Consider the following 17,420-nt stretch of genomic DNA (forward strand, 5'->3'; position numbering starts at 1 on the left):
TCGCGACCTGGAGCGCGATGAATTGGATTGCGTTGTGTGTGCCCACCGACCCCTCGCCCTGGTCCAACACGCGGCTGACGGTACATTATATCCCGGCACGTCGGCTCACACAACCGTGTGTGCCGAAGACGTGCTGATCATCGAGGGCTCCCCGGCCTACGAGCCGCGCCACGCCGGGATCACGGTGTACGCGCTGTCGGTGACGACCACGCAGCAGCAGGCCAAGCGCGCGGCGCAGCGGGCCGAGGCGGGCTAGGAGATTCACCAAGGCCCTGGACTCTTGTTCGTCCAGGGCGTTGCTCTCCTGCTGATCCTGCATTGCCGATCTCCTCTAAGCCCGACACGCCCGCTGTCTGTACGTACAGACACCTTCATCCATTCAACGAGTCATTTCATTATGTCAATACTGTCTGTACGTACAGACACGTAGCGCAGTTGCTCCGTAAGACGCTCCAAGACCGTCAACACCTGATCGATCTGCTGCTGAAGGAGACGACGCTGCTCCGGTGTTAACTCGCCCAGCCGCGCCTCCCACCGCTCGACCGTCGCCGCCATCCCGGTCCAATCACGCTGGAGATCGCGAGCGACCCGATCGGACAGGCCTGGCGCACGGTCCGGCGTCGTCCGCTGCTGGGCCACATGGCGCGCGACGATCGCTGGTGCCTCCTCCGGCTTTGTCAAGGCCGCATCGACAATGGCCCGTGTCGCTTTGAACGAAAGACCGTCCTGCACGAGCCCGTCAATCAACGGGGCGCGGGCTTCTGCCGTCGGGAGCCGGACCACCTCCCGCGCCGCGCTCATGGTTTCGGGCCGGGCGATCACCATCTGCTGAATATCCTCCGGCATGCGGAGCAGCCGCAGGCGGTTCTCGACGTAGCCCTTATCTTTGCCGATCCGCTCGGCCAGATCCCGGTAGCTGTAGCCGAACTCGTCCATAAAGCGCTGCAACCCGTGCGCTTCTTCCAGCGGGTCCAGATCCTCGCGCTGAAGGTTTTCCATCAGGCCGATCTCGACCAGCTCCCGATCGGCGAACTGCGTTACCTCACAGGGGATCACCGCGATTCTCGCCTCGCGCGCGGCCCGCAAGCGTCGCTCGCCAAAGATCAGCTGATAGCGCCCTGGTGCGGTCGGATGCTCGCGCACCCACAGGCGGCTGGTAAAGCCGTGGATGCGCATCGCCTCGGCCAACTCGGAGATGTTGCCGAAGGTGCGGCGGATCTGGAATGGGCTGGGATCGATCAGCTCGATCGGCAGATCGATCGGGTGGTGTCGCCGGGTTTCCACCTGGCGCGCAAACCGCTCCTCGAAGTCGTCGGCGGTCGCGACGCTCGGTAGCGTGCTCCGGCGAATGAACTGCTTCTTATTGCCAGCCACGGATCACCTCCTCCGCGAGTCGTCGGTACGCGTTCGCCCCGTCGCTGTGGGGATCGTAGCGCAGGATGCTCTGGTTCAACCCCTGCGACTCGGGGAAGCGCGTCGAGCGCTTGATCATCGTCTGGAAGATCGGCACGTTGGCCCCCACTTCGGTCCGGGTATATTCGATCGCCTGCCGGTGGACGTTCAGCCGCTCGTCGACCTTGTTGAGCAGCACGCCCCGGATCGTGAGCGTGGGATTGAGGCCGGAGCGCTGAATCTGGGCAATGTCCTCCAGCGTCACCGCCAGGGACTCCAGCGCAACCGGCTCAGCCTCCAGCGGCAGCAGCACCTCATGGGCGGCGACCAGCGCGTTGGTCACAAGATTATTCGTCGTCGGCTCGGTATCGAGCAGCACCACATCGTAGCGCGGCAGCACCGGGGCGAGCAGCTTCTGGAGCACGAACTCGCGCTGCGGGGCCAGATTCAGCTCTTTATCGGCGCGGGTGAGCCGCACGCTCGCCGGAACCAGGTCAAAGCCGATCGCGGTCGGCTCAATCGCCGGCTCTAGGATGGGCTGAAACGTCGTCAGATAGTCCATCATCGCTGTGTACAGGGAGTGATGGACGCCCTGAATGTTGACCCCGGCCATCAACGTCAAGCTGCACTGGTGGTCACAGTCCACCGCCAGCACCCGGAGTCCCCGCTCGGCAAGCGCTGCGCCCAGGTTGAGCGTCGTCGTACTCTTGCCAACACCGCCTTTCGTGATTGCCACCGCCAGGACCCGGCAGCGATCCAGGCCACGGGCTGGTGCCGCGCCAGTTGGCTGGAACGATGGAGCGCGCCCGCCCTCAGTGAGAAATCGCTGGACCTCGCTGGGACGAACTTTGTACTGGTTGCCGTGGCGTTCGGCCTTCAAGCGACCGTCGTAGGCCGCACGACGCAGCGTATCGTAGTTGGCGTCGAAGCGCTCGGCGGCAAGCTTCAGGGGGATCAGATCTTCAGGCATCGGGTACTCCTGGGTGCGGATGAATCTGTGGACCAGTATAGCACACTCTTCACAACGTTCACAACACTTGTGAAAATCAATCCACATGTGTTAGACTAGGGCAGGTTGTACGGACGCTGATTGGACGGATCTACCCGCTCGGGTACCGAGCGAAGGAGCACGCTGATGGCCGACTCGTCGAGCCTGATACCGGTCGAAGAACGAACCGTCGATTTCTCCAGCGATCCGATCACCGCCGTGCTCGTTCCCGGCGACTCCCAGCCGGATATCTACGTCCCGATCCGCCCGCTCTGCGCGTACCTGGGCCTGGCCTGGTCGGGCCAGTACGAGCGCCTGAAACGCGATCCGGTACGGGACGAGTCGCTGCGGTTCGTTCGTGTAACACGAACGCACTCCTCCGGCGGCGATCCGAATGTGCTGTGCTTGCCACGCGAATACCTGCCGGGCTGGCGCTGTGGGATCAACGTCAGCCGCGTCCGGCCCGAGCTACAAGAAAAGAGTACCCGCTACCGCCGCGCATGGTTCCGCGTCCTGTGGCGGGCCTTCCAGGCTGATGCGTTGAACGCCCTGGGGCAGCGTGACGAGCGGATGGGAACGACCACCGATCTCGTCTCGGTCCGGGACATGGGCCTCGCGATCGTCCAGATGGCGGAGCAGCAGCGCGCGCTTGAGCAGCGTGTCACGGAACATGACGGGCGGCTGGATCGCGCGGCGACCGTGATCAAGGAAGTGCAGCGCCGATTGACCTCGGTCGACGATCCGCTGGTGCCGAGTGCCGCGATCAGCGATGGGCAAGCCGCCGGAATCGCCGCGCGCGTTAAGGCGATCACCAAGGCGCTCTCGGAGCGTGACCAGAGCAAGAATCACGCTCAGGGCGTCTTCGGTGAGCTCTATCGCCGCTTTCGGGTGACGACGTACCAGCATATGCGCCAGGAGCAGCATGCGGCGGTGCTGACGTTGTAGATGGTGGCAGGCGAGGATGCTGGATACCCGTGATTCCTTCTCTTAGTTTACATAAAAACTGAAGCGGAACTGGAATGCCGAGGACCATCGATCAGCGAGGTCGATATGATGACGCAGGACCAATCGTACCTATGGCGGCGATGCGGGATTCGCCTTCACATTGTTTGGGAACAGGACGTATGAGCGACGACATTTTTTTCGACGAACGCCACGTGCGCAGTGCCGATAGCCTGGCCTTCCGCTCCGTTGGACTTGACGTGCTCGATAGTGATCGCGTTGCCCGCCATATTCAGGAGGCGCTAAAACGTGGCCGCTACCCCGAAGGCTGGCCGACGGAACCGGTGAGCTACCTGCTCCAGCGCGGCTGCGCCGTTCAGGTCGCGGACGCGATCTACCCAACCGTCGCGGGCGTCCTGTGTTTTGGGCGCGAGCCCCAGGCGCTGCTCCCCGATGCCGTGGTCGATATTGGGCACTATCGGGGTACGCTGTCCGTTTCCGACCAGCTCTTCCACCTGGAGAAGGACATTTCCGGCACGATCTTCGATCAGCTCCAGCGCATCGAGACCTATCTGTGGACCAACACGCACCACGGCATGACGCTCGACGATGACAGCTTCCAGCGGATCGAGCTGCACGAATATCCACGAGCCGTGATCCGCGAGCTGGCAGTGAACGCACTCAGCCATCGCGATTACCACCTCGCGGGCTCATCGATTCGCATTATGCTCTTCCGAGATCGCATCCAGTGGGACTCGCCGGGTGGTCTTCCGCCTGGGGTCACGGTGGAAAACATCCTGCGGCAGCAGAAGTCGCGCAATCGGATTCTGGTGAAAGTGCTCTACGAGGCAGGCTACGTCGAGGCATTTGGGCAGGGCCTGGATACGGTCGTCAAGGTGCTCCGCGAAGAAGGCATGGATGAGCCGCGCTTTGAAGACGTCGGGGCAGCGTTTATCGTGACTGTGTATGGGCGGAAGGCGGACGACTTCCACAACGCCAGCCTGTACGCCCATTTGCCGGAGAGCCAGCAGCGCATTATGAACTATCTCCGTGACCGGCAGGAGGCCGCGCCCAGCGAGCTGTACGACTTGTTCGGCACGGAACGCACCACGCGCTCCGTCCAGCGCGACCTGGACCGGCTGGTCGAGGGACAATTCATCGTGGCGTCAGGGGCAGGAAAAGCCCGCCGCTACCATCTGGCAACCAAGCGCGGGTGATGCAGCAAAGCCTCTAAGGACAACCGCGGACCACACCTGCGTGTCGCCGTTGGCGCTGATTCACGACAACGAACCTCGGTCGTATGCCAGGGAAATGTCGCTATTTGTGCGATCTGCGACACCAACACCGACAAACACCGACAGACTGGTGTCGCTATTTGTGCGATCTGCGACACCAACGGCGACAAATCACGACACGCAGGTGTCGCTATTGCGTAGCACGACGATACATGTCACCGCGACAAGGAGCGAAGACGAACAGCGACAGCCGCGACACGGGCTGTCGCTGTTGCGTCGCAAAGTGGCGGCATTCGCACGTAATACTGTCGTGGTTCGATCTTGTGAATGTCGTGGTTGATCCGTATGATCGCTATTAAGCAGGACGCGCCATGCGCGCTGGCAGGTATGACGCGATCCGAGCGCTCTTGCAGATCATTGAGTTGGACGCAACACCGGCCGTTTACAAGGAATGACCCCTGATCCTCTCGTTTGGCGGCGCGAGATCAGAGGCCCCTTTGCGACAGCCAGCAACCGATTGGTTGTTGGTTGGTGTCGTGTTGCTTCAGTGTAGCATGCCCAGGACGGTCGTCAAGGGGGTGCTGCAAGGAGTACATCATGGTCGCCGTCGCACGCACCGAACGAGACACATTGCAATCCCATCCACCAGCGACAGCCGAGCGGGATGACCGGGAGCACTACGCTGCCCGGCGCACCTACGCCTATGAGCTCGGTGAACAAGCCGCACTCCAGCGCGTGATCAGCGCGGAGGCGTACCTGTTTCTGTATAAAGAGCTGGTTCGACTGTGCAAGGACCGCACGTACTGCTGGGCCGGCGTCGCGTGGATGACCCAGCGCCTCGGCGTCAGCGAGGGCACGATCAAGCGCTGGCTGCGGCAGCTCGTCGATGCGGGCCTGATCGAGCGCACGCCCCGGCCTGGCGGCGACACGGCCTTGACCCGCATACCGGCCCTCGTCGCGTTTGACGCGCACCATCGCGATGCGCAGCCGATGACAGAACAGCCGGTATCAGCAGGCACCGCGCCGCCGCTCGCCACACCACCAGCCGCGCCGGACGGGCCGCTTTTTTTTGCGCCTGCCGAGGGGATCATGAATGAGTCCCGCTCCGACTCACATCTGATCCGGCACACCGTTAAAAGGCCACAACGAATCTCTGGTTTGGTTGGTGGTATCACCCCATCAAGTAAACATAACGGTACCGCGCAGCATGCGGTGGTTTCTCCAACAGTGCAGCCGCTGGCAACGATTGGTGTCTGTGGGCCGGGGGTCCTCGATGAGCTGAGCAGCTATGCGGGCGATGAAATCGCGGCGGTCTGTCGCTACGTCACACGGCAGCGCAATAGCTACAATCCGGCAGGGCTGGCGGTCTTCCTGGCGCGTTCCGGCTTCGGACGCACGCTGGTGCGGGACAACCATAGGTCTGGTGTTGCCCAGCAGGTTCCGAGTCGCTCGCTGGTCGCGTCCACGAGCAGCACCGCCGACGCACCGGCACCGCCGGGCGATCCCCGGCTCGTCGATCTCTGGACGCAGGTGCAGGCTCAGCTGGCGCAGCAGATCCCGGCACCTGCGTTCGTGACGTGGGTGCAGGAGACGCAGCTCGTCGCGCTCGACGATGCGCAGGCGGTCGTGGGCGTGCCGACGATCTTCGCGCGGGAGCAGGTGCAGGCGGTCTATGCCCAGCAGATGGGCGATGTGCTGGCCGGGCTGACCGGCAAGCGGATGGCGGTGGAGGTGGTCATCGATCGCAGTGGGTGATGGGGGTGATGCAGACGCTGGAGCAGTGGGGCGTGCCGCCGGAGTTGAACCTCCTGCTGACGGCGGGCTTGCGCGAGGACCTGGCGCAGCTGGAGACGAGGCAGCTCCTCCGGGAGGTGCAGGATGGCGCGGGAATGGTGGGGGATCGGCAGCTCGTTCTGATGGCGTAGGTGCGTGGGAAGAGAGCGGTCAAGGCCGATGGCCGCTCCGTGGACCAGGCGTTCAGTGATACATGGTTGAGCCACTGGATACGGTCCAGCCTCGACACGGCTGGTCGGTGGTGGGGGCCACGCTCGTTGACGCGCTCAGAGGCGCAAAGCACCATTTCGGCCTCGACCGCCACCGTGACTCTCAGCTCCTATCCTATACGAGCACCCGTGGTTATATCAATTCACTGTTGATGTGCCTGAGACAAGCGTGCACGCACGGGCACGTCCAACGACGGAGTTCACCCGCGCGGCCCGCTGAAGGCGGTTCGCGCGCGTCGGTGGAACGACGTGTTGGGCCGCAGCCGTCTTGGCGAAGATGACGATCGTCTACGCCAAAGGACCTGCAACGCGCGGTAATCGAGCAGCATGATACCTTCTGCTTGCACGATCGCTTGCGCCGCTGGCGACATCAACCAATCGAAATCCGTCTGGCGGAGCTGCTTGCCCGTAGGTGCTATGGCACATGGGGACTCCCCGCGGCAAGCTGCCGCGCCAGCCGCCTGGCCTGTGTGGTCCCACGAGCGAGATCGGCTGTCGCGGGCATGCTGCGTTCAGCCTCCACGCGCGTAGTCGGGAAGCGTGATCGTGTCGGCCGACGAGGAGCCGAGCGCGCCCACGTGGTGCCGCACCAGGGGACTGGACGCCAGCCGCAGGACCAGGTGGAGGAGCGCAATTCCGTTGCGTGTCTGCGGGTGCGCGATCCACGGAACACCCGGTGGCAGCTTCTGGGCCAGCTCGACATAGGGCCGCAGGCGCTGTTCGTAGGCCGCGAAGGCGTCGCGATGGTTGGCGTGCCGCGCGAGCTCTCCCGCGAGCACGTACGCGCCGACGAGCGCGAGGTTCGTGCCCATGCCACTGACCGGCGACGGACAGTACGCCGCGTCACCCACCAGCGCGGCGCGACCGTGTGACCAGCGTGGTGCCATGACCTGCCTGATCGCGTCGAAATAGACGTCCTCCGCGTCAGCCAGCCCGGCGAGGACCCGTGGCGCTTCCCAGCCAGCGTCAGCGAAGCGGCGCACCATGAGCGCCTTCTGCTCGGCGACACGCAACCGCTCATAGCCGCGCGGCGGTGACAGGAACCAGAGCGACACCCGGGTCGTGCCCACATTGTCGGGACGCAGGAGCAGTGATCGCCCGCGGGGGGCATGGTACCACCGCGCCCACGCCGTGTCGGACGCTCCACGGGGAATCGTAAACCAGCAGGCATAGAGGTTGAGCGGACGAATCCTGGGCGCGTCGCCGACCATGAGCGTACGGGTGCGTGAACGGAGGCCATCGGCGGCGACCACGAGGTCGAAATCGCGCGCGGCACCCCGCGCGAAGGCGACCGTCACCCGGTCCCCGTGGTCGCGGAGACCGGTGATCTGGTTCCCAAACAGATACTCTGTCGTGGCTCGGGTGCGGTTGTAGAGGATGGTTGCGAGGTCGCCGCGCAGGATCTCGAGCTCCTTGGTAAATCCGCCGGTGGTCGCGTGCTCCGCGGGAAACGCGGCCTTGGTCACGTCGTGGGCGTCAACGAAGCGGAGGCCCTGCTCCCCCGTCGTGGCAGCACGAATGTCGTCTTCGATCCCCAGGCGGCGCACGACGGTTCGCGCCGCGCCATGCACGTCGATATTCTGCCCGCCCAGGCGGAGGGCGTCGGCACGTTCCACAATGACGGGTTGGATGCCGGAGCGCGCAAGGGCGAGGGCGAGCGCGGGACCGGCGATGCTGGCCCCCGCAATCAACACAGTTCGATGATCCACGGATGCGTCGCTCCTCTCGCTTAATGCGCGGCGCGGCGCGTCCGGTACCGGCTGGCCCATCCCCCACGCCGCCTGCGCGGTCGAGGAGGGAGTATACCTGATTCTACCGCTCACCAGCGGCCCAAGCTTGCCGACACCTCGCGGCGTGGGGGCAGGGGCCTGGCGGCCTGCTTCCAGACGAGGCATCCCTGCTTCACCGGGTGCGCGGATGGGTATAGGCTAGCGGCTCCCGTCATGAGCGTGATCGGGAAATGCCGATCTCCCGAATCCGACTCGCCGCTTCCCACGCCGCGCGCACATCATCCTCCGTCGGCTTGCCATCCTGCAACGTCGTCGCGACGCGGCGATGCCCTAAGATGCGCTGCATGTGCGCGGGCGTAGCCTGCTTCCACAGGCGATACGCCAGCCCATGCCGCCGTTGATGGCGACTCACTGCTGCAAGCTGCCGGGCCAGCGCCTCAAGCTCAGCCACGCGCGCCAGGCTCGGCTCCTTCGTCGCTCGCGCTCTGAGCAGTTCCGCCGCTGCCCGGCCCAGCCAGGTGCTTGCGCATCGCCACCGTGGTCAACCCCGGCTCCCAGGGCGCTCCCGGTTTCGTCACGTTGCGCTTCATCAGCAGCGGCTCACGTTCTGCTGCACTGCCGATCGGCGGCAGGCCCGCAGGACAGCGGACTTTGAGCTACTCCCGCATCCGGCGCACGGCCTCACTGGTGAGCGGCACACGCCGCCCGTGCCGCTGCGCATCGTGAGCATCGCGCCGTCGAGATCGAGATCCCGCAGTTGCACATCGGCAGCTTCCTGCGAGCACAGGCCGCACTCACTCACCAGCGTGACCAGCGCCAGATCGCGGAGCCGGGCTGCCGGGTCTGGTTGGGCGGAGGTTGCCCGGCTCAGCCGCGCGGCTGGGTGTCACGGCTGTGCCTGAATCATCGCCATGGATGTCCCGGAAGGCGGTGTGGCTGACTCCTATGACGTCTCCTGGGCGGGCGCCTTGTTCGAGCGGATTTCGAGCACTACGCCCGCGTGTGCGGCCGTATCGAAGTAGGTAAAGCCGCTCCGGTCATCGCGCCGCCCGCGCTCAAGCACCGTCAAACCGGCGTGCTTGCCAGCTGCTTCGCCCGCATCGCAGTTCTCTACCAGAAAGCCTAGATGAAACACCCCTTCGCCGTGCGTTTCCAGAAAGGTCCGTTTCGGGTCGGGGTGCGTGCCGGGCTGACACAGTTGGATTTGCACGTTGTCAAGATCCGTATACATATACTGGGTTTCGCCCCAGGCCAGCGGGTTTTGGAGGTCGAGCTCCGTATACTCGGAGGCATCATACGGATGCCATGGCCCAATGCCTACGGATTCGTAGTACGCCACGGCCTTGTGGATATCTTGGACCACGATACACACGTGGTGCAGCTTGCGGAAAATAGTGAGCATGGATGGACCCCTTTCTGGATTCTCGTGCAAAACGCCCGAAGCGCCAACCGCGACCTGGTGCCAGGTCAAGAAGTGTAGCACGACCCCGGCGTAGCCCAACACAGGCATGCGCGGTGCGGATCGCCACCATCCTGCTAGCCAGCTACGGCTGCGGGCTGCTGCCGACGTCGTGGCGGATGGAACGCTGTTGGTCGGGCATGCCAAACATCACCGCTGCACGGCCGGTTCACGCAGCATGATCGCTGGCACACGTCCAACTCCTCGACGGCGAAGCCGAGCGGTCGGCTCGAACGACGTGTGCTACGCCAGTGAACGGCTGGGTGCCAGCCCGAGTCGCACGTGCTCCCAGGTACGCCTTAGCCGAGCTGCTCGGCCAGCGCGACCAGGATGCCCTCAGGCCCGCGGATGTAGGCGAGCCGGTACGTGTCCGCGTACTGCATTTCGCCAATGAGCTCGGCCCCGTGGGTGCACAAGCGTGCGACGACGTCATCGAGGTCGTCGACGGCGAACATGATGCGACGGATGCCGAGCGTGTGCACCGGCGCGTCCACGGGGCCAAACCTGATCGCGTTGGGCGTGTGGAACTTGTCCAGCTCAATGCCCTGCCCATCGGGAGTCCGCAGCATCGCGAGGGTGGCCCGGACATCCTTGAGCCCGATCAGGCTCCCGACCAACGGCCCTTCGACGGTCGTCTCGGCCTCGAGCGTGAGGCCCAGTTCGATGAAGAACGCCTTGGCGGCTTCGAGATCGTCGACAACAATGAGGACGTTGTCCATCCGTTGAAGCGTCATATCCTTCCTCCCTCGTCTCACTGCGAATGCCCCGTCCTTGCCGCACCTGGCGGAGAATGGGGCGCGCGCTCAGGCGCGCCACGACCCGGCTGTACCGATATGCTGAGCAATATGCCGGCTCCACCATCGGCATGCACCCTGCATCCTCCCCGATTCGCCGCTTCCACCGTCGCACACAGATCCTCCTCAGCACTACCTGCCGATGAGCGCCGCCCGGCGTGCGGTTGCACCGCCGACGATACGGTAGGGTGGACGGATCTCGGGAGCAGCGTCCGGTCTTCCTCGCGTGACGTCAGCGCGGACCAGCACGCCCGTGCAGCCCTCTGGTTCCCTAGCCGCGCTTCCCCACCACACGGCGCTGGGTCAGGACCGCTCACGCGCTGCAGGGCCGGTGCACGCCCCCAATCCCGCAGGACTGAGGGCGCGCTGCGGATGCCGCTCCCAGCACGTCTCAGCACGCGGCGCATCCTGCGACGGCGCGCCCTCACCCGCGGCGCGCCGCCTCGATGGCGGCGATGTCGATCTTCGTCATCTGCATCATCGCATCGAACGCGCGCTTGGCGGCAGCCGGGTCGGGGTCGGCGATCGCTTCGGTCAGGGCGATCGGCGTGATCTGCCACGACAGGCCCCATTGGTCCTTGCACCAGCCGCACGCGCTCTCCTGGCCGCCATTGCCGACGATGGCGTTCCAGTAGCGATCCGTTTCGGCTTGGTCCGCGGTGGCGACCTGAAAGGAGAACGCTTCCGTGTGCTGGAATTCCGGTCCGCCATTGAGTCCGAGGCACGGAATGCCCAGCACGGTAAACGCGACGGTCAACACGTCCCCCTGCTTCCCAGACGGGAAATCTCCGGGGGCTCGGTGCACCGCGCCGACCGACGAATCGGGAAAGGTCGCGGCGTAGAACCGCGCCGCGTCCTCGGCACCGCCGTCGTACCACAGGCAGATCGTGTTCTTTGCTGGCTTCACTATTGCACCTCCTTGCTAAGTATCATCATCATGATCATACCCTGGGGGTGTGACAAGGACCGTCACACCAGTCGTGCAGGACCACGCAGCAAAGCTGCCGAACGGTGGCAGTGAGGCGCACTCCCGCATGCGAGGAGGGGCGGGCTGCGGGGAGCACCCAGTCAGACGGCACGACCCACCGCCATGTTCACCCGTGTCGCTGCCCATGAGGTGGTAGCTGGCGCATCGCTGAACGACCCGGCGCGTGTGTGCAGCACCCGACGCGCATTGGTGGCTGGAACGCTGGTGTCGGCGTGCGGCCGCCGACACGCTTCCCGTTCCCCTCCGAGACCACCTCGACGGAGCCGTCGACGACCGTGATGGCCGTCGGTTCGTCGATGGCGTAGGCCGGGACACTGAGGTCGGCGGCCCACCGCGCTGCGTCAGCCAGGGTGTTGGTCGGGAAAGCGTCCAGATGCGGGAAGATCGAGCCGTCGACGACGCCCAGGGTGCGGTCGTCCGGCGCGGACGGCCACGCGACGAAGGACGCTCCGATCCGGGGCGGCAGCACCATGCTGGCGACACGCACGCCCACCCAGACCGTGGCGGGCAGCGACGGCAGGAGGTCGGCCAGCCCGGACTGCCGCATCCCGTGGCACCGGTACGTCGCGTCGCCGCCGTCCACCAGCAGGACGTCAGCGGCCACGACCCAGGGAACCCAGCGCTCCATGCCGATGCTGGGGCGTGCGGTGCGTTCGAGCACGCCCACCGACGTCCAGCCCAAGCCGCTCATGTAGTGCGGGGGCGCGCCGACGACAACGCCGCGCACCGAGGCTGGCCCGTACAGCGGGTGACCCCACGGCGCCGTGGGGATGCAGCGGGCCTGGGACTCGGCCATCGGTGTGCCCAGGAGGTCGACCAGCGCGCTATGGATACGGGTGTTGGTGACGCCACCGGACGTGAGAAGTAGTTTCAAGATGCTGCTCCTGGTCGACTGAATGTGCGCCGCACAGGCGTCTCCCGTCGCTCGTAGGATGCCGCGATGATCCAACGGGCTGCGCAGTGGACGGCGAACGGCGGAACGCACGCGCCGCCATGGGTTGCAGGAAGCCGTTGGCGACCAAGCAGCCCCTGGAAGAGCACGATGTTTCGCCACGTCCACGCGGGGACGATGGTCCGTCTATGCCCCGCGCTCGGCAAGCTTCCCCTCATCGCAGCCGACTCGCGTCTTCCAACGCTGCCCGCACGTCCTCCTCCGTCGGCTTGTCGTACTTCAACGTCGTCGAGACGCGGCGATGCCCTAGGATGCGCTGCATATGCGCCGGTGTCGCCTGCTTCCAGAGGCGATACGCCAGCCCATGCCGCAACTGATGCGGACTGACCGCCGCAAGCTGCCGCGCTAGCGCTTCCAACTCGGCCACGCGCTCCAATGCGCACTGGACGTGCGTCCAGTGCGGGGAGGGGGTTCGTGCGTGCGTGCGGCAGCGCCGCGCCCCCTTGGGTGGATCAAGAAGGCGTCCAAATGGTTTGACGGATGGGCATTACAGAACTCCCTTACGTATCTTTGAGAATGAGCTCACCTTTAACGAACCAGGCAAAGCCAAACGCCAGCACTGCCGCCGTTTCGAGGATTAAGACCGGTTTAAAGGCTCTAATCCAAGCGTCGGTCGGTACAAAGATGAGCAGGAACATCGCCACGATACACACAACGATCGTCCATCCACAGATGAGGTAGACCAGGTTGCGTTTGCGCTTTTGCGGCGTTTGTGCAGCTTTGGGGGCGTTACTCTTCGTGAAGAGGCAGAGGCAAAAAAAGGCCATCAACCCGAAGAAGGATGCGGCACAGACGAGATGCAGATACCCAAGGGTCGTCTCGCGGGGCGTGGCCGTGAGGCCCGGGGTGGTAGGCAGCAGCGCGACACCAATGGCAGCAAAACAGGCAGCGGTGCCAGCGATGTCATCCTTGCGTTCGTACCCGCGATAGGAGTAGAGAAAAATACCGATGGCCCATAACGCTCCTACAAAGATGTTGCGCATTTCACTGTAATAGTACCCACTGATCGAATCGAGGATTCCTCCACCTTCAAAAAAACGCTTGCCGATGATGAGGCTGAATGGCAAGAAAAACCCAATCAGTCCGAGGGTAATGCGTAGCTTCTTATAGGAGATAACCAGTGATTCATTTTCTTCCGATAAGTAGTCGAGCATAGATACTTCCTTGCGTGTGGTTGGACCGTACATGGGGTATTCGCTTGGCCTATTCTACGCGTTTCACATCTCATGTGACAACGGTGGATTTGGAGGTGCTGAGGCGTACAGCTCGGGTAAGTAATTTAGATAACGCAGCGAACTGTTGACCCGGCGGAACGAGCGTCGGATCGCAGCCGGTGAAGCGGCACTTGTTCCGCCGCTTCAGCTTCCCCCTCCCTCTCCCCGATTCGCCGCCTCCAACGCCGCCCGGAGATCCTCCTCGGTCGGCTTGCCGTACTTCAACGTCGTCGAAACCCGGCTAGGCCCCAGAATCCGCTGGTCCACAATCGATACGCTAATTCCTGCCGGAGTTGATGCGGATTGACGATAGCATGTAGCCGCCCCAGCACCTCTCACCCTGCCGCTGCCCGGCTAACCCAGATGGTTGCACCTGGACACGAGCGAGCGGTGGAGCGCCTGATCACCCGCAACCGCCCCGCACGGGCCGATGCATCTCCCCTCGTTTGCCAGCCCCGGCGTCTGCCGACGTTTGACCCCTGCCGCGCATGCCCCTGGCTGGTCGCCCCATATCCCACATCTTCACCGTCGGTGGTGATTTCTTAACGCCATTTTTCACAAACGTCTGTTATCCTTGTTCCCGGAGCCACCCAATCATGCACATGCCCGGTGAACAGTATACGCTCCCATGCCCTATTCCCACGATACGTAGACGTTTAAATCGTTGCCCCATCGTCAAGACCTAGAAAGGACGATCTTCGCTCCATCATGCACGCCAGAGCATGTCCAGCACGTGCTCGCATCGAATCGTCCCTGGTAAGGAGGTAGATTATGGGTTCCTCAACCGCTCTCCGAAAAGTGGCGGCACTGGTCACGATCCTCGCCTGGGTCATTGCGCTGCTTCCCAGCGCAATGCTTATCTCTCGCGTCGAGGCAATCGGCGGTGTCAGCCGCACCTACACATCCTCTGCGGACTTCAACGGCGGCGACAAGATCAATGTTGTGACGAGCACGCCCGATCAGCTCCAGCTCGACGACACAACGCGAGCCTTCAACTTCATCTGGGTCGCTGTATCCACCAAAGGGACCGTCGTCAAGATCGACACGGATACCGGTGCGGTGCTGGGCGAATACTGGACCTCGCCGGAGGGCCAGCCGAAGGACCCGTCGCGAACGACGGTTGACAAGAATGGAAGCGTCTGGACGGCTAATCGCCAGGGCAATAGCGTGGTCCACATTGGTCTGCTGGAAAACGGCCAGTGTGACGATCGCAACGGCAACGGGGCGATCGAGACCTCGACCGGCTACGGCGATATTCGGACCTGGTCCAACGCAGGCGGGGCGGACACGAATGGCGGCGTCACGACGGCTGCCGATGAGTGTATCATCCATTACACCCGTGTTAACTCGTCAGGCACGCGCCATGTCTCGGTCACTGCCGACAACGATGTGTGGGTCAGCGGGACCGGCGGGCAACGCTTCGACCTGCTCGATGGTGATACCGGTCAGATCATTCGGTCCGAGCCGTCGGTTGGCTACGGCGGATACGGTGGCCTGATTGATCAGCACGGCGTGATCTGGTCCTCCCGCCCATTCCTGCGCTGGGATACCGCCCTGCCCCTGACGGGACCCAACGGCGGCAACTGGCTTGGCGCCAATCACGATAGCTACGGACTGTGTATCGACAGCTCCGGCAATGTGTGGAATACCGCGCTGGATGGAAATCAGATCCGCAAGTTCGCGCCCAATGGGACCCTCCTCGGTACGTACAGTCATGGCAATTCCTACGCCCAAGGCTGCGTCATCGACCGCAACAATGACGTCTGGGTGGCGCACTCGATCCTTGGCCCACAGACCACCGTTGGACACATCAAGAACAACGGCACCTTTGTCGGCAATGTGACCGTTGGATCAGGTCCGACGGGTGTCGCGGTCGATGCCGCGGGCAAGATCTGGGCAACGAACTATTACGATGGAACGGTCTCCCGCATCGATCCGAACGCCGGGCCGATCGGCGCGGATGGCGCGACCCGTGTTGGTGCCGTCGATTTCACGAGCGGCTATCTCGGTGGCAATCTCTATAACTACAGCGATATGACCGGGAGCACGCTCTTTGGCGCGCCCGACAACGGCACGTGGACGGTCGTCTACGACAGCACGATCGTCGATGCCAGGTGGGGCCTGCTGACCTGGAACGGCATGACCCCTGGCGATAGTCAATTGACCGTGACCGCCGCCAGCAGTGCAGATGGCATCACGTTCGGCCCGCCACAGACGGTGAATAATGGCGATGACCTGATCGTCGCCGATGGGCAGTACCTCAAGATCGGCGTCGCGTTTGCCCGCGCCAGCAGCGGAGAAAGCCCGATCCTGTACGATCTGACGCTCAACGCGGCTCCGCCAAACTCGCCACCGACGGCTGACGCGGGCGGGCCGTACACTGTGACGGAAGGCTCGTCGATCAGACTTGATGCGACGGCATCCGATCCCGATGGCAACACGCTGACGTTCGCGTGGTCGCCCGCGGTCAAGACTGAGTTCCGGCTGGACGACCCAACGATCGAAGATCCGATGCTCTTCGGCATCGACGATATTACCGACGATCCGTTGACACTGCTCGTCACCGACCCGTACGATGCCTCCGCAACAGGTACAGCGCTGGTCACGGTGCGGAACGCCAACCCGGTCGTGACGATCAACGGCCCCGCCTCTGGCTCGATCTTCCCCGTGAACACGCCGATCAACTTTGCTGGCAGCTTCACGGATGCGGGCATCTTGGATACCCACACGGGACAATGGACGTTCGACGGCGTCAGCAAGCCAGCGACCATCATCAATGCGAACGGGAGCGGGACGGCGAACACGAGCTACAGCTTTGCCACGCCGGGCGTGTACCGCGTGAAGCTCACCGTCACCGACGACGATAATGGTACGGGCGAGGCAACCACAGTCGGCGGCCTGGAGGCCATGGTCGTCATTTACGATCCGAATGGCGGCTTCGTGACAGGTGGCGGCTGGATCAACTCGCCCCGGGGTGCCTACGTGGCGAATCCAGATCTGGAAGGCCGCGCCAACTTCGGCTTCGTCTCGAAGTATCAGAAGGGAGCGACCACCCCGACCGGCGAGACCGAGTTCCAGTTCAAGGCCGGCGATCTGAACTTCCACAGCAGCGCCTACGAGTGGCTGGTGATCGCGGGGGCCAGAGCACAGTACAAGGGCACGGGTACGATTAACGGCACTGGCAGCTATGGCTTTATGCTTACGGCGATTGATGGTCAAGTCAACGGCGGCGGTGGCGTCGACAAGTTCCGCATGAAGATCTGGGACAAGACCAGCGGCGCAGTGGTGTACGACAACCAACTTGGAGCACCAGATAGCGATGCGCCGAGCACCGTCCTTGGCGGAGGCGCGATCGTCATCCACTCCAAGTAGCTCGACACGCGGGAACACGTCCATCACATACGTGAGGCGGACGTGATCGAGGAAGCGAGGGAGCGTCACAGTTCCCTCGCTGCTGATCATCCTGCGCATGCTGCTCCGTGGGGTCTTGGGCGACCGCCTGGGCGGCACACCTGCGCCAGTGGCGCGCTCGCGCGAGGTGTGCGTGTCGCTCAGCGTCCGCTCACCCTCCCCGATTCGCCGCCTCCAACGCCACCCGCAGATCATCCTCCGTCGGCTTCCCATACCGCAGCGTCGTTGCCACGCGGCTATGCCCCAGGATGGTCTGAATATGGGCCGGGCTGGCCGTTTTCCACATCCGATAGGCGAGGCCATGCCGCAAGG

General features: G+C 63.7%; 17 protein-coding genes. 6 read left to right on the forward strand and 11 right to left on the reverse strand.

Annotation, left to right across the window (positions count from 1 at the left end; all coding sequences use genetic code 11):
• Nucleotides 1-130: 130 nt before the first annotated feature.
• Nucleotides 131-256, forward strand: coding sequence for a hypothetical protein (locus tag VFZ66_27210; protein ID HEX6292902.1), 126 nt, complete (start codon nt 131-133; stop codon nt 254-256).
• A 131-nt stretch (nt 257-387) separates the two neighbouring features.
• Here the strand turns inward: VFZ66_27210 and VFZ66_27215 are convergent, their stop codons facing one another.
• Entirely contained in the window at nt 388-1,374 is a 987-nt protein-coding gene (locus tag VFZ66_27215; GenBank protein ID HEX6292903.1) for a ParB/RepB/Spo0J family partition protein, read from the reverse strand.
• Nucleotides 1,361-2,362, reverse strand: a complete 1,002-nt coding sequence (locus VFZ66_27220; GenBank protein HEX6292904.1) for an AAA family ATPase — start codon at nt 2,360-2,362, stop codon at nt 1,361-1,363. The genes VFZ66_27215 and VFZ66_27220 overlap by 14 nt, the downstream gene beginning before the upstream one ends.
• Nucleotides 2,363-2,527: 165 nt before the next feature.
• Here VFZ66_27220 and VFZ66_27225 point away from each other — a divergent pair, with 165 nt between their 5' ends.
• The 4 genes from VFZ66_27225 to VFZ66_27240 all read left to right on the forward strand — a co-directional run bounded on the left by VFZ66_27225 (nt 2,528) and on the right by VFZ66_27240 (nt 6,482).
• Nucleotides 2,528-3,325: a phage antirepressor N-terminal domain-containing protein gene (locus VFZ66_27225; GenBank protein ID HEX6292905.1), complete on the forward strand. Its 798-nt coding sequence runs from the start codon at nt 2,528-2,530 to the stop codon at nt 3,323-3,325.
• Nucleotides 3,326-3,504: 179 nt separating this feature from the next.
• Nucleotides 3,505-4,539, forward strand: a complete 1,035-nt coding sequence (locus VFZ66_27230) for an ATP-binding protein (protein ID HEX6292906.1) — start codon at nt 3,505-3,507, stop codon at nt 4,537-4,539.
• A gap of 615 nt (nt 4,540-5,154) precedes the next feature.
• A complete protein-coding gene (locus tag VFZ66_27235) occupies nt 5,155-6,312 on the forward strand; it encodes a DnaA N-terminal domain-containing protein (protein ID HEX6292907.1) in 1,158 nt (385 codons plus the stop codon).
• Complete coding sequence (locus VFZ66_27240; protein ID HEX6292908.1) at nt 6,309-6,482, forward strand: hypothetical protein; 174 nt, start codon at nt 6,309-6,311, stop codon at nt 6,480-6,482. Before VFZ66_27235 ends, VFZ66_27240 begins: the two co-directional genes overlap by 4 nt.
• A gap of 590 nt (nt 6,483-7,072) precedes the next feature.
• Here VFZ66_27240 and VFZ66_27245 read toward each other — a convergent pair.
• The 9 genes from VFZ66_27245 to VFZ66_27285 form a co-directional block, all read right to left on the reverse strand.
• The gene (locus tag VFZ66_27245; protein ID HEX6292909.1) at nt 7,073-8,269 is read right to left on the reverse strand and encodes an FAD-dependent monooxygenase; all 1,197 of its coding nucleotides are present in this window, start codon (nt 8,267-8,269) and stop codon (nt 7,073-7,075) included.
• A 232-nt stretch (nt 8,270-8,501) separates the two neighbouring features.
• Nucleotides 8,502-8,741: a hypothetical protein gene (locus VFZ66_27250; GenBank protein HEX6292910.1), complete on the reverse strand. Its 240-nt coding sequence runs from the start codon at nt 8,739-8,741 to the stop codon at nt 8,502-8,504.
• Nucleotides 8,734-8,868 carry a hypothetical protein gene (locus VFZ66_27255; GenBank protein ID HEX6292911.1) on the reverse strand — a complete coding sequence of 45 codons (135 nt, stop codon included), beginning with the start codon at nt 8,866-8,868 and terminating at the stop codon, nt 8,734-8,736. Before VFZ66_27255 ends, VFZ66_27250 begins: the two co-directional genes overlap by 8 nt.
• A 365-nt stretch (nt 8,869-9,233) precedes the next feature.
• Nucleotides 9,234-9,692 (reverse strand): VOC family protein, encoded by a 459-nt coding sequence (locus tag VFZ66_27260; GenBank protein HEX6292912.1) that lies wholly within the window; start codon nt 9,690-9,692, stop codon nt 9,234-9,236.
• Between the two features lie 356 nt (nt 9,693-10,048).
• The gene (locus VFZ66_27265) at nt 10,049-10,483 is read right to left on the reverse strand and encodes a VOC family protein (GenBank protein ID HEX6292913.1); all 435 of its coding nucleotides are present in this window, start codon (nt 10,481-10,483) and stop codon (nt 10,049-10,051) included.
• Between the two features lie 484 nt (nt 10,484-10,967).
• Nucleotides 10,968-11,450: a VOC family protein gene (locus tag VFZ66_27270; GenBank protein ID HEX6292914.1), complete on the reverse strand. Its 483-nt coding sequence runs from the start codon at nt 11,448-11,450 to the stop codon at nt 10,968-10,970.
• A 187-nt stretch (nt 11,451-11,637) separates the two neighbouring features.
• Nucleotides 11,638-12,405: a Type 1 glutamine amidotransferase-like domain-containing protein gene (locus VFZ66_27275; protein HEX6292915.1), complete on the reverse strand. Its 768-nt coding sequence runs from the start codon at nt 12,403-12,405 to the stop codon at nt 11,638-11,640.
• Between the two features lie 232 nt (nt 12,406-12,637).
• Complete coding sequence (locus VFZ66_27280) at nt 12,638-12,850, reverse strand: tyrosine-type recombinase/integrase (protein ID HEX6292916.1); 213 nt, start codon at nt 12,848-12,850, stop codon at nt 12,638-12,640.
• 133 nt (nt 12,851-12,983) lie between these two features.
• Nucleotides 12,984-13,637 (reverse strand): hypothetical protein, encoded by a 654-nt coding sequence (locus tag VFZ66_27285; protein ID HEX6292917.1) that lies wholly within the window; start codon nt 13,635-13,637, stop codon nt 12,984-12,986.
• Between the two features lie 831 nt (nt 13,638-14,468).
• On the opposite strand from VFZ66_27285, the gene VFZ66_27290 reads away from it, so the two are divergent.
• Nucleotides 14,469-17,069, forward strand: coding sequence for a PKD domain-containing protein (locus tag VFZ66_27290; protein ID HEX6292918.1), 2,601 nt, complete (start codon nt 14,469-14,471; stop codon nt 17,067-17,069).
• Nucleotides 17,070-17,420 lie beyond the last annotated feature (351 nt).

This window comes from Herpetosiphonaceae bacterium (assembly GCA_036374795.1).
Lineage (GTDB): Bacteria > Chloroflexota > Chloroflexia > Chloroflexales > Kallotenuaceae > LB3-1.